This window comes from Verrucomicrobiota bacterium (assembly GCA_027622555.1).
Taxonomy (GTDB): Bacteria; Verrucomicrobiota; Verrucomicrobiia; order Opitutales; family UBA2995; genus UBA2995.
On record JAQBYJ010000015.1, the window covers coordinates 42733 to 55616 of the forward strand.

Sequence of the window (12884 nt, forward strand, 5' to 3'; positions counted from 1 at the left end):
TTAGGTAGCTATTGAAATTGTGTCAGGTGTGTCAGGATTGTCATTCACCACAACTTTTACATGTTGATTGGGATTAGCCTTAACCATTAGTCCGGTGAAGTCGGGGTTTATTGGCAGTGCTCGTCCACCTCGGTCAACCAATACAGCGAGGGAAACTTTGGCGGGTCGGCCTTGATCAAAAATTTCGTTGAGTGCTGCTCGAATGCTACGGCCTGAAAATATGACATCGTCTACCAGGATAATGGTCTTCCCTTCCACATCAAACGGAAGATTGGCGAATGACATGATATTAGGAACCGGATTGGAAGAAAGGTCATCTCGATGAAAAGAAATATCAACGATGCCGTATGGCAACTCATGCTTGAGTCGTTCTCCAATACTCTTTGCCAAACGTTTCCCGAGTTCTATTCCTCCACGCGCGATTCCTACTATGACCAGATTGGCCGGGTCCGGATAGGCCTCTGCCAGTTCTATTGCCAACCTCTGAATCGCTGCGGCGAGTTCCTCTGAGGACGGTGGTTGGGATGTATCCATATAAGTTCTTACTAAGAAAAGGATTTCTTCTCAGGGGCAATGACTTTTTAGGGGTTTCTGAATTTTTGTGTGAGATATACGGTTTAAGGTAGAAATGCTCTTCTGAGTTTTTCCAATTTCATCCAAAAAATTGAAGATTTCTGTAATAAATACCCCGCTCGGGAAAACTATTTTCATTGAAAAGAGTTTAAACCATTCGCAACCGAAGCATAATTTTAAATCAAACCGTTTATGAAGAGACTGACATCCACCCTCATCTTTGGGACTCTATTCGCGAACTCCGCATCGACGGCTTACGTTTTCTCCCAAAGTCAACCCGCTCCAGTTGGTAATATAATTAAGGGACAGGCTATTTATATGATTGACAGCTTTCTATTTGTTCGCGAGATTTTTGGGTTATGAGATCGTCGAGATTGAAGGTAAAAGGGCAGAGCGCAGTGTATCATTGCGTGACCCGGGTTGTTGGGGGAGCGATGCTATTGGATAAAACGGCAAAGGAGGTGTTGCGGAAGCAGATACGGTATATGGCAAGTTTTTGCGGTGTTGAAATCCTGACGTATTGTGTGATGACGAATCACTTTCATGTGTTGGTAAGAGTGCCACACGAGCAGATACCCAAAGATGCTGAGTTGGTAGAGCGGTTTAGGCTGTTGTATGGTAAAGACAAAGGGAAGGTGGAGACCTTGGAAGCTTTGCTAAATAAGGGAGGTGAAGAGGCGGAGATTGAACGAAAGAAGCTTGTTGCGCGAATGGGAGATGTTTCGTTGTTTATGAAGGAGTTAAAGCAACGATTTAGCATTTGGTACAACAAAAGTCATCAGCGTTATGGAACCTTGTGGGCTGAACGTTTTAAAAGCGTATTGATTGAAGACACAGCAGCTTGTTTGAGAACAGTGGCTGCCTACATTGACCTGAATCCAGTGAGAGCAGGATTGGCGAAAGATCCGAAGGATTACCGCTATTGTGGGTATTCTGAAGCTGTGACAGGTAATGCCGAAGCACAGGCTGGGTTGTGTCGGGTTCTTAATGTGAAAACAACCAAAACCGCATTGTCTGAATATCGGAAGATCCTATTTCTGATGGGATCCACTACTTCCCAACAGGGGCAAAAGGCAATGGACCGAGAGGCGGTTAAAAAAGTTGTTGAGCAAGATGGTGAGCTTCCGATGGCGCAGGTGCTGCGACTCAAGATTCGTTACTTTACCGATGGAATGGTTCTTGGTTCAAAAGAGTATGTGAATCAAATATTCGAATCGCATCCGAAGATGTTTAGTGAGCGTCGAAAATCGGGAGCCAGGCAGATGCGTGGTTTGAAGAATTCCGGATTTATGGTCGCTAGAGATCTTCGAAAAGAGGTGTTCACATAGGGGGGCTACTTTCTGAAGAATTACGAACCACAAAGGCACGAAGAATACAAAAGGGGGTCGCGAACTTTTGAAAAGTGGAATAGATAACGTCACTGAATATTGAGTATAAGCCCCTAAGATGAAGTAGCCTTCTTCGGCATCAACTCTCTCTCAATCCGTTCTTTGGATAGCTTCCCTGAATGACCGGACCAAACGATTTCGCCTTCCACGTTCACGATGACAGCGTAGGGTATGTAGCTCACGTTGAGTGCGCGTCCGTAGAGGTCTTGAATATCCACCGCGATCGGGTATTTGAGTTGTCTCACCCGAACAAATTCTTGGGTTAACTTGAAGGATTCATTGGTCACTGCCACGAATTGGATACCGGTACCTTCGAGTTCCTCAGTCAATTGGGTGAGGTGAGGAAACAGCTTGTGGCAGGGTCCGCACCAGGTTGCCCAGAATTCGATGACCAGCGGTTTGCCTGTTTCGGGTTTTGCACCCTGAACCATAGTGAAATCGTAATCGAGCAATCCTTCCGTGACCAACACACCGGGATTCTTCGGCTCACTGCAAGAAACAAGTAGTAACGCAAACACGGTTAAAAAAGTTTGGGCTATGAAATTTTTCATCTTTGTAAGATTAAATAAATGAGTAGGACGGTGCGGCTTTATTCCTTCAACCAGGTTTTCAGAAGCTCCAGGTTTTGGCGGCATTCCTCACAGGGGTTTCTATCGAAGGGATAATGTTCGACTGATATGGCCCCGTTGAAGCGGATTTCTTTCAACTTCTCGACACATTTTTCAATAGGGACGCCGCCTTTATGATAGCTACTGGTTGCACCGCTATCCGCCCTTTCCAAGTTCTTCAGCTGAACCACTTTCAAATTGGGAGCCAATTCTTCGATGGCGTCGAACAATCCATCCCCCAGGATACTGTACCAGCCAGTATCGATCGCCACACCAATGATGTCGTGATTGTCGTAACCTATTTTATTGAGGAGCTGCTCGGCGGATGTTTCCTGCTGATTCACGATGGCAAACTCCAAACGGTATTTCCGCAGTATCGAAACAGCATCTTCACGGTTGATATTTAAAAAAGGAGCCGTGCCAGTGAGAGTTCTAACTTCCATCGCATTGGCCAACTGGCAAGCCGCTTCGAACTCCAGGCGTGTGGCACCAAAGCGTCCCGCCATACTTGCCACTTTCAAACGATGTTTTGAAATAAGAGAATTCGCGACCTTGGTATGTTTTTTGGTGGCCCAGGCCCAGTGCAGGTGTGAAACCCAAAGATCAATCGAAGCAAATCCTATTTGTTTGATTTCTTTTAAAAGCGCGTCGAAACGTTTTGGGAAAGTATCGATTGAACGGAAGTAGTCGTTGGTAGCATTGTTGCCTTGATGCCAGCCTTCGGTGATTTCATAGCCTACTTCGCGTGCGACGAAATTGGCAGTGATGAAAGAGATAGTGTTCATCTTGGGCGCATTATGAAATCAGTCGCCGCTTTGACCAGAAGTAAAACGGCAGAGTGCGGTAATTTTCAAACTGACAGGAGATTTTCAGGAGCACGTTTACAGAATCAAAATTTTATTCGGCATATCTATGCCAAAGAGTTTGTCTGAGAGATCGTTAAAAACACCCAACGTTTCCGGGGAAAGCAGGTCTATTATTTCCTCCATTGCTTCGTGGCTTAAGGCGTAGGGCAAAATATCCAGTATAAGATTCAGCCCCGTGAAGTTTCCACAAATGTGATACTCGGCGGAGTCTTCGATGGGCGTTCCTTTGATAATACAATGCGAAATCCAGGCGTCCAGCGATGATCTATCTACTTCGGCTAGTTGTTTACTGCGTTCTTCCAGGTCTACATGTTCGTCAAAGTAATGAGCCATCCGTTCAAGGCTTTTTTCCGAAAGATCTTCCATTGTTTTCTCTCGGCAACTGAAGCACATGGCATACTCGAAAATGACTTCCGTTTTTTTAAATGCCTTCTCGATCAGGTATTGACTGCCTTCCCCGATAAGATCCTTGCCGCAAAGAGAACAGGCCTTGAAGGTTTCGCTCGTTTCAAAGGACCAAAAGGTTTCGGGAATGGGATTATTTTCTCTGAAATACATGCTGAACTCGGGTGAGGTAACTGGAAAGGGATTGTCTTGTGATGATTTAACAAAGCCCGTTATAAGCAAGGTTGATTGAATTGAAAAGTCACTTCCAACTTACCTATGACATTTAAGAAACTACTCACTTGCTCCCTTTATTATTTAGTAGCTGTCGTTCTGACAAACGGAGCAGATAAACCCAACATCATTGTTATTATGGCTGATGACTTGGGCTATGGAGACATCTCCTCTTATGGGGCTACCGGCGTTCAGACTCCTCATATCGACCAACTCGCCAAGGAGGGAATCAAGTTTACCAGTGGCTATTGTTCTGCCTCCACCTGTACGCCGACCCGCTATTCATTTCTAACTGGCACCTACGCGTTTCGCGGGAAGGGCCATGGTATTGCCGCTCCCAGCAGTCCTGCGCTCATCCAGCCGGAAACACCCACGATCGCTTCCATGTTAAAGAAGGGCGGCTACAAAACAGCGGTTGTCGGTAAGTGGCACCTTGGCCTGGGCGGTCCCGAAGGCCCCGACTGGAATGGCGATCTAAATCCGGGGCCCCGAGAGATAGGCTTCGATTATAATTTCCTGTTACCCACCACCAATGACCGGGTTCCGCAGGTTTATGTAGAAAACCACCGGGTCCTCAATCTCGATCCGGCGGACCCGCTCTGGGTCGGAAACAAAACACCTTCCGAAGATCATCCCACCGGTATTACTCATCGCGAGACGCTGAAGATGGATTGGTCGCATGGACACAATTCAACCATTCACAATGGTATTAGCCGTATTGGGTTCTACACCGGTGGGCATGCCGCACGGTTCCGCGATGAAGATCTTGCCGACATGTGGGTGGAAAAATCGGTGGAATGGATCGAGGCGAATAAGGATAATCCGTTCTTTCTGTTTTTTGCTTCACACGATCTCCATGTCCCGCGCATGCCCCATGAACGATTTCAAGGCAAGAGCGAGCTTGGCTTTCGAGGCGATGCCATTGTGCAGTTGGATTGGTGTGTCGGTGAGTTGATCAAAACACTCAAGCGCTTGAACCTGGATAAAAATACCCTGGTGGTGTTCTGTTCCGACAATGGCCCTGTTCTCGATGATGGTTACGTTGATGGAGCCGTTGAGCAAAACGGTGACCATTCACCCAATGGACCATTTACCGGAGGAAAATATTCCGTCTACGAGGGTGGCACCCGCACCCCGTTTATCTCCTGGTGGCCTGGGCGCATCAAGCCCGGCGTATCCGACGAAGTAGTCTGCACCGTGGATTTATTCGCCAGCACCGCAGCCATGGCCGGCGTCGAACTGACCTCGGATGAAAGCCTCGATAGTCTTAATGTGCTCGGAGCCTTGTTAGGACAGAAGGGTGCCCCTGGACGTGACCATCTTCTCCAACAAGACAACGGCAACGGCGGTAATTTTGGTTTTCGAGTCGGTGATTGGAAGCTACAGCGCCACGATTCCGGCAAAGCCAGAAATGTCGTCGTAACTAACCGTCTGGCAAATTCCGAGGTCGCTCAATACCGTCTCTACAATCTCGCCAGTGACCCCAGCGAACAAAACAACCTGGCGGCTGTGCATCCGGACATTTTCGAACGCATGAAGACCCAATTGGCGAAGATTATCGAAGACGGCCGAAGTCGGTTTTAACCTGAGGCATAGGTAGGAGCGAGCTGGGTCGCGAACTTTTGTGGTGAGGTCTTTCCGCTTTCTTTAAAATGAACGCTAATCTATGTGGCTATCGCTTATTTTTCACGGATCGCATGACCATCCCCGTCGTTGACAAAAGACCTGATTCTTGATGGTCTGGAGCCTTACCGACTTCAGCATGAAGATACCTCTCACAATTCTCTCGTTTCCCTTACTGGTCTTTTCATCGGGCTGTGTGACCAAGCCTTTAGCGATAAACGAGCACGGCCCACGACTCGCTGATCCTCTGCAAGTGGAACTGACAGGCATACAGTTTCTCAATTACTGCGGGTAAAGGAATATCCCCGAAACGCAGACGAAGAATTTCAACACGCTTCCGGGTATTATTGCCGTTACGAAAGATGAGCTGAGTATTGCCAAAGGAAACTTGCACTCAGCTGGGAAGAAAGAAGTGATCAAAATCCCCATCGACGAAATTGACGGATTGGCTCAAATTGCCAACCAGATACATATAAAACACGGTGACCAATTACTCGTGGTTTTTATTTACGGGATGCATTCTTTCGAAGTGAATTACAACCGGGAGCAAGAACTTGTTGATTTATTCAGTGTATTAGCGGTCCCCCGATACGAAGCTGAATTTGCTTTCAACCAGAAGTCCCGAAGATATTCGAATAATTTCGGTTCCCCACCTTCTAATAACTACGAAGGTGCTTTCAGTGATTCACGCCAGTATCCCTACACTTCCCAAGACGGTAGCGTTTACAACACAGGTGGTAACACGCGTTCGACTCGTTAAGCTAATTACCAATTAATTGGGCAATAAAGCGTTATTAATTAAGATTCTTAATTGGCTAACCTCTCACGTTTTTTGAATTCAGATTTTCCGGCATTTTCCGGATTTATTATCCTTTAAGTTTTCACCTTGCCCCTTCTGGAGCCCCCGAATTTATTAGGTTTTTGCGATGTCATTCTTAATTTCAACCCTCAATCTCAATTCTGTTATTCGTGCGAAAAGTGCGGGATATTTTAGTACTATAGGCTGAATGAAAACCTTGCTAGCCATCCTTTTCTTATGGGCAACAACAACCGTCATGGGTCTGTTTTACGTAATCGATGAGGAAGCCGAAAGAAAAAGTAAACTTGAAGCGAAAAAAGAAGAGAAGCATCTCAAGCACTTCGCCCGTCCTGCACACCTAGTCGAAGTATTGGAAAAAACGATAGAGGAGAATCAGAACTTCCAAGGTGTGGATCTAACGAAGTCCCAATTCAAAGAAAAGCCAGTTTATTCTGGTTCCCAGATCCATATTGGCGACTGGACTGTGCAACGAATTGAAAAGAACAAATTTCTGTTTTCATACCTCTACTCTACAGAGAAGAGTATCTATAAAAGCGTATATTTAGAATACCGCGCAGATTTAATCCCCAGTGATTCTAACATGCGAAGATTTACAAAAGGTCCTAGACGAGTAAAAGTGTTCAAATATGGCTTATGTTTGATCAGAATATATCACGATGAAGCAGAAATCTATGAACTTTAGCTGAACAGAAATGAATAGTTTCAAAGTAGCCATGTGACCAAATCGAGGACAGCGTAGCTGACCACTATTTGTCCGCTTGGTGTTGGAGAAGGAACATGGGCAATCCGATTTCAAAGACTGAAAGTATAGCAAAGGTTCGCCAGTGGATGATCTTAATATTGATGACTGCCTTCGTTTTGTACTACGTCGGCATGCGCATCTATAACGCTAATGCCAAAAGAGATTCTGTAGAGAAGACTTCTGGCGGCTAAACCACTTGATCACACCACAGCCATTCAGCAAGGGTAGAGAAAAGTTTTTACACTGCTGCTTACATGTGCCTCGAATGGTTATTCTCATTTTAGACTGAGGAATGATAGGATTTGAACAGGAGCAACTGAGGAAACAGAGGTTTACTGAAAAGGCCATTTTTTGGCTGAGATATAATTTCTGAACTTGTCTAAGTGGCTGTCGCATTACGGCTCGGACTCCGTTATCTCTGTTTGCTTGTGTTCAAAAATTCCTTCTCATTGTCAGGCTTTCTTGCATTGAGTCGTGGAGTATCCATCCGTGGTTGAGAAACTGTTACAGTATTTTTTTCCATCTGAGCAATCTGTAGTTGTGATCTTTTGTCGTCGCTCCATTGACCAACGCAAGTTAACCATCAGCCTGATCGCTAAATGGAATGTCCGTCTTCGGCGCAGTTCCTAGCCAAAGAACATTTCCATCGATATCTTCGATTTTCATATCGTATGCCCACGTTTGATTGAGGGGCTCTTGGACTACTTTGATGTCTTTGCTCATATACTCAGCAAACAGGGAATCATCGGTTAACCCGATCCAAACGTAAGTGGGCTTTTTCTCTCCATGCATTTCCGAAAGCATAGTCGTGCAACCATCTCGGGAAACCGAACCAATCAGCTTTCCTTCTTCGCCACCCCAGTCGACCTGAAACCCTAAGGAATCTGTGTAGAATCTTATACTATCTTTTAAGCTCTTTACCGGAAGAACGGGTACCGTGCATTCAATTTTATTTTGCATAATTACTATGTTTTTTCTGTAAAAAACCATTCGTAAATTGCGTAAGCAACTACCGCATCCTCCTCATTTAACACATCAATCTGGAATGAGAGCAGGGCTCGTCCTTTCTTATCAAATGATTCATGAAACAACTTCCAGGCGTCTTCTTTATAAGCGCCCTTCGTATAAAGGTACCCTTCAGCCGGCTTTTTATATTTAATCTCAGCTCGCCGTAAGATGGGGACAACTCGCTCTTCAGCTTCTTCCAGGTGCTCTGATAGAAACTGACCGCTTGAAGCTTCTGCTAAAGCGAACAGAGCACTCGCATGAACGGTATCAACATGGTTCAAATACTTTGGGTCTGCGGATAACTCGAAGATGCCATCTGGTTTCGTTTCGCATTTCTTAATTCCTACGAATTGATTGAATGGTAATTCTGTTACGTCCATATATCGGCTGGTTTTTTTAATCTCAATTGGTAGGGAGTTGGTGGAATCCCATTCTGCCATGACTCATCATAGAGTCTTATGTTTTTATACCCGCAGATGTGTGCTGCACAATATTCAATAGATGTAGTAATACCTGAACCATACAAAATTTTTTGCTGATCGTTTTCGTCGCAGCCTGCGTCTTTGAAAAGCTCAATGGAAACGGAAAGTTTAGGCTGCGTTCTCATATTAAGCCGCGAAGTTTAGCGACTAAGATAGGCGCAAAAAACAGAACGACCATTCCGAATCCAAGAAATCCCCCTTTGCGCGGATCAAAATCATTTCCGATGCGCTTCCAAGAGAATTTGAAGTAGAGTCGCCCGAGTCCAATATCAAAGGTCAGCATCAATACTAACCACAAAAGACCAATCACCACGCAGTCGCTCAAGGTACTCACGCCAATCCAGGGAATCGCCAGCCACGCAGTAACGTTCAAAATGATTGAACCAGTGAAAACACTAACTTGGCGCGCACGTCGATCACCCAGTGGACGATTCAAATAGCGAATCCGTAGAATACCATGAATGGTTTCAGCGGCTGCTATCAGCACGAAAATCAATAGCGCTTTTATGATCATAATAGTGACACAGGACAAAAGAAATGATCGTTGGCATCCGTATGATTGTTCCTCGGAATTCGTGCGGCTTATCTTAGAGTTAACCAGACATTGTCGGCATGTCGGGTAAGTCGTACATGGCGATCATGTAGGGGTGATCTTCACAATATTCGGTCAGCGGTTTGGCGTTTTCGACCTGTCCGATCGGGCGATTGTTTTTGCCTATGGTTCCGGTTGCGGCGTCACCGATGTCTTCGCGGATTTCGTCAGCTTTGTTGGACAGGGCTGCTACGATGTCAGGATGAGCGTCGTAAAGGTTGTTCGTTTCACCAACGTCTTCACGGAGGTTGTATAACTCATTTACTGGTTCACCCGTTTTTAGAAAATGAAGTTTCCAATCTCCAACTCTTACGGCGTCCAGATTGTTTTGAGCATAGTAGTAAAAGGTATCTCGTGGAGCTTTAGAATTGTCGTCGAACATGAGGTCCTGGATATCCACGCCGTCGATTTTCCTTTCAGGTGAAATGGGTACTCCGAGGAGGTTGGAGATGGTCGGAAAGAAATCAATGGAGCTGGTTATGGCTTCGGAAGTGGTGGATGCTTGAATACGTTTCGGCCAGCGCATGATGCAGGGGACTCGCTGCCCGCCTTCCCACGTGCTTGCCTTGGTTCCTCGACAGGGTAAGTTGCTGCCTCCTTCATCACGGGCTCGTGAACCGTTGTCGCTGGTGAAGATGATCAACGTGTTCTCATCGAGTCCAATTTGTTTCAGATGATCCATCAGGACACCAGTGCTCCAATCAATACATTCAACCGCTCCGCCGTAAGCACCGTTGCGTGAGCGTTCAAGAAATTGCTTGGGTACGAAGAGGGGCACATGCACATACATGTGAGCCAGATAAAGGAAGAAAGGCTGGTCCTTGTTCTTGTTTATAAATTGAAGGGCTTCGTCCGTGTAACGCTCGGTGATTCCCCTCTGGTCAGGTTGTTCCTGAATTACCGTTTCGTTTCGAAGGAGGGGAAGAGGAGGGCGCGTTGGCCGGTCGGACTGGCGACCCATGTCGTTGCTATAGGGAATGCCGAAGTATTCGTCGAAGCCATGGCGGGTGGGCAGGAATTCGGGCTGATCTCCGCAATGCCACTTCCCAATGATCTTGGTCGCATAACCGGCTTTTTTGAGTTGGCTGGCGACTGTAGTTTCTTTGCTGCTTATGCCAATGTTATCACCTGGGAAAAGGACAATCTCTCCATTGAATTCACCAAAGCCGATCCGTGGTGGATAGCATCCCGTCATCATAGCTCCTCGCGAAGGAGAGCAAACGGGTGATGCCATGTAGAAATCGGTAAACCGCTTTCCTTCGGCTGCCAGTTTATCCAAGTGGGGTGTGTTGTTTTTGGTGGATCCGTAACAACCTAAATCACCGTAGCCCAGGTCGTCGCAATTGATCAGAATGATATTCGGTTTGTCGTCCATAGTGTGATTCCAAATTGAGTTTAGTTGTTAGAGAGGTCAAGGGTTGGCGTAAAGACTGGTGCGAGTGGTAAGGGTAACAACCACAGATGAACTCAAATAAACTCAGATTAAGTTTAGAGAATAATCACCAATCTTCGCCAAGGCTACGACACGGCACGGCTGATCGCACTGATGAACGCTGATAAAAAAAAGGTTCTTAACTAATCTTGATATTGGAAATGCAAAGGCTTCGGCTTATCTGAAGTAACTGTAAGGTTTAACCCGAATAATCGGATTGAAAAGTATCGGTGCTAATCAGCGTGATCAGTGGTTGAATGAAATCTCATTGTGTCTCCCTTGTGTTACACAGAAATGAATTGAAGCCGTCCTCCTGGTGCAGGATATTGATGATCTATGAATCTTCGTCTCATTACCCTAATCCTCGTGATTCCTCTGATTGGGTTTTCTCAATTGGCTCCTGAGAAATCCTATAAGGTTATTTCTGACATTATCTATACTGATGGAGAAGGTAAGCCTCAGGGTTTAGATCTGTATCTTCCAAACAAAAAATCTGCCAAGCCACTGCCGGTGGTTGTTTGGGTCCATGGTGGAGGTTGGATGAACGGGAGTAAGCAAAAGCCCAGAGCTGAATACCTAGCGGAACATGGGTATGCGGTAGCCAGCATTGATTTTCGTCAGTCTCATGATGCCATGTGGCCCGCTCAGATCAATGACTGTCGAAATGCGGTCCGGTGGCTACGGTCCCATGCCGAAACGTATCATTTGAATCCCGAGAAGATTGGCGCCTGGGGAAGTTCTTCCGGCGGACATCTGGTCGCGCTTATGGGAACCTTGCCTTATGATCCCAATGAAAAAGTTTCCAGTCGTGTCCAAGCCGTCTGCGATTGGTTTGGTCCAACCGATCTTCTAAGCATGCCACCCAACAATGTTGGCAACGGTCGGACTGAAGAGGATGTCGCAAATTCCAATGGAGCGAAGCTTCTTGGCTGTACGGTCAAGGATTGTCCGGATTTGGCAAAACAAGTAAGCGGCCTGCACAATGTAAGTAGTGATGATGCCCCCTTCCTCATCATGCACGGCGACGAGGATCCAGGAGTTCCCGTTTCCCAAAGCACTCGTTTACATGAAGAACTTCAGGCGCACGGAGTATACTCCGAATTGGAGATAGTTGTGGGTGCTGGCCACGGTGGACCTCAATTCGTCTCCGCTCCCGTTAAGCAGCGGGTGCTGAAGTTTTTTGATTCCTTTCTCAAATAGTCCATAGCTTGTTCAGCTCACTTGCTCCACTACTCATGATGCACAGACGAACTTTTCTCAAGACCGCGACTCTGGGTGGAGCAGCCTTAACAAGTACCTTTCGAACCCAGGCTTCAGCAGCTTCGCCCATAAATGTACCCGAAATAGGTGGCATCCAATTGGCCATTGCAACGATTTGTATGGACGGATTCGGCGATGAAAACTTCGAGCCCTCTTTCCACTTGGCTCCGAAAATAGGGTTTAAGAATATTGAATTCAATTGCTGGTATCCCAGGACACTCACTCTGGACGGTATTCGTAGTATTGGTAGACGTTGCAAAGAAAAAGGACTGATTCCTATTTCAGTTCAGGGAAATGGATTTGGTGACGGCAAAGCACCTGATGTTTCTCATAAACTCTGGTGTATGCAGGCTGCCCAAATGTTAGGGTGCAACCGTGTTAAATTTACGGGGTCGAAACGCGGGACCAATGGCGGACTTCAAGCTGTGATTGGTACTTTGAAGGAATTGGCACCAGCTGCGGAAGAAATGGGGATGCTGATTTGTGTGGAAAACCACGCCAACAACAACCTGGAGAATGTAGCTGATTATGATGCGGTATTTTCAGCGATCGACTCTCCCTATGTGGGTATGTGTCTGGACGCCGGACACTTCGACGGAGCAGCCGTGCGGATACCGGAGGTCATAGAAAAATTCCACAGCCGAATAGTGCATGTGGATCTAAAAGATTGTCAGACGTTTGGTACCTACAAAACAGTTCGTTTTGGAGAGGGTATTACCGATTTAAATGGAATGATTCAAAAACTCATTGAGCATGGTTATCAGGGCTACCTGGTTGTCGAACAGGCTCCACCCATCGTTCAAGAAACTCTGGAAGAGGATCTTCGAGCAGGCTATGAAATGTTTAAGAAATACGAGAGTTAATCATTGTAT

At 46.2% G+C, this 12884-nt stretch carries 14 protein-coding genes; 6 read left to right on the forward strand and 8 right to left on the reverse strand.

The features are described 5' to 3' along the window. Complete coding sequence (pyrR, locus tag O3C43_06160; GenBank protein MDA1066069.1) at nt 1-534, reverse strand: bifunctional pyr operon transcriptional regulator/uracil phosphoribosyltransferase PyrR; 534 nt, start codon at nt 532-534, stop codon at nt 1-3. 398 nt (nt 535-932) lie between these two features. On the opposite strand from pyrR, the gene O3C43_06165 reads away from it, so the two are divergent. Next, the gene (locus O3C43_06165) at nt 933-1901 is read left to right on the forward strand and encodes a transposase (GenBank protein ID MDA1066070.1); all 969 of its coding nucleotides are present in this window, start codon (nt 933-935) and stop codon (nt 1899-1901) included. Between the two features lie 113 nt (nt 1902-2014). Here O3C43_06165 and O3C43_06170 read toward each other — a convergent pair whose 3' ends face one another. From O3C43_06170 to O3C43_06180, 3 genes are all read right to left on the reverse strand, one after another. Then, nucleotides 2015-2512, reverse strand: coding sequence for a TlpA family protein disulfide reductase (locus tag O3C43_06170; protein ID MDA1066071.1), 498 nt, complete (start codon nt 2510-2512; stop codon nt 2015-2017). Between the two features lie 38 nt (nt 2513-2550). Next, complete coding sequence (locus O3C43_06175; protein ID MDA1066072.1) at nt 2551-3354, reverse strand: sugar phosphate isomerase/epimerase; 804 nt, start codon at nt 3352-3354, stop codon at nt 2551-2553. A gap of 96 nt (nt 3355-3450) precedes the next feature. Then, nucleotides 3451-3993, reverse strand: coding sequence for a hypothetical protein (locus O3C43_06180; GenBank protein ID MDA1066073.1), 543 nt, complete (start codon nt 3991-3993; stop codon nt 3451-3453). A 105-nt stretch (nt 3994-4098) separates the two neighbouring features. Here O3C43_06180 and O3C43_06185 point away from each other — a divergent pair, with 105 nt between their 5' ends. The 3 genes from O3C43_06185 to O3C43_06195 all read left to right on the forward strand — a co-directional run bounded on the left by O3C43_06185 (nt 4099) and on the right by O3C43_06195 (nt 7178). Continuing rightward, nucleotides 4099-5637: an arylsulfatase gene (locus O3C43_06185; GenBank protein MDA1066074.1), complete on the forward strand. Its 1539-nt coding sequence runs from the start codon at nt 4099-4101 to the stop codon at nt 5635-5637. A 451-nt stretch (nt 5638-6088) separates the two neighbouring features. Further along, on the forward strand, nt 6089-6436 hold the full coding sequence (locus O3C43_06190) for a hypothetical protein (protein MDA1066075.1): 348 nt from the start codon (nt 6089-6091) through the stop codon (nt 6434-6436). Nucleotides 6437-6683: 247 nt separating this feature from the next. Beyond that, a complete protein-coding gene (locus O3C43_06195) occupies nt 6684-7178 on the forward strand; it encodes a hypothetical protein (protein ID MDA1066076.1) in 495 nt (164 codons plus the stop codon). Nucleotides 7179-7814: 636 nt separating this feature from the next. Here the strand turns inward: O3C43_06195 and O3C43_06200 are convergent. The 4 genes from O3C43_06200 to O3C43_06215 all read right to left on the reverse strand — a co-directional run bounded on the left by O3C43_06200 (nt 7815) and on the right by O3C43_06215 (nt 10695). Next, nucleotides 7815-8198 carry a glyoxalase superfamily protein gene (locus tag O3C43_06200; protein ID MDA1066077.1) on the reverse strand — a complete coding sequence of 128 codons (384 nt, stop codon included), beginning with the start codon at nt 8196-8198 and terminating at the stop codon, nt 7815-7817. Nucleotides 8199-8203: 5 nt separating this feature from the next. Further along, the gene (locus tag O3C43_06205) at nt 8204-8626 is read right to left on the reverse strand and encodes a YiiD C-terminal domain-containing protein (GenBank protein ID MDA1066078.1); all 423 of its coding nucleotides are present in this window, start codon (nt 8624-8626) and stop codon (nt 8204-8206) included. A 223-nt stretch (nt 8627-8849) separates the two neighbouring features. Then, complete coding sequence (locus tag O3C43_06210) at nt 8850-9242, reverse strand: hypothetical protein (protein ID MDA1066079.1); 393 nt, start codon at nt 9240-9242, stop codon at nt 8850-8852. A 79-nt stretch (nt 9243-9321) separates the two neighbouring features. Then, entirely contained in the window at nt 9322-10695 is a 1374-nt protein-coding gene (locus O3C43_06215; GenBank protein MDA1066080.1) for a sulfatase, read from the reverse strand. 393 nt (nt 10696-11088) lie between these two features. On the opposite strand from O3C43_06215, the gene O3C43_06220 reads away from it, so the two are divergent. Both O3C43_06220 and O3C43_06225 read left to right on the forward strand, forming a co-directional pair. Then, the gene (locus tag O3C43_06220; protein MDA1066081.1) at nt 11089-11952 is read left to right on the forward strand and encodes an alpha/beta hydrolase; all 864 of its coding nucleotides are present in this window, start codon (nt 11089-11091) and stop codon (nt 11950-11952) included. Nucleotides 11953-11987: 35 nt separating this feature from the next. Then, nucleotides 11988-12875, forward strand: a complete 888-nt coding sequence (locus O3C43_06225) for a sugar phosphate isomerase/epimerase (protein ID MDA1066082.1) — start codon at nt 11988-11990, stop codon at nt 12873-12875. Nucleotides 12876-12884: the final 9 nt, after the last annotated feature.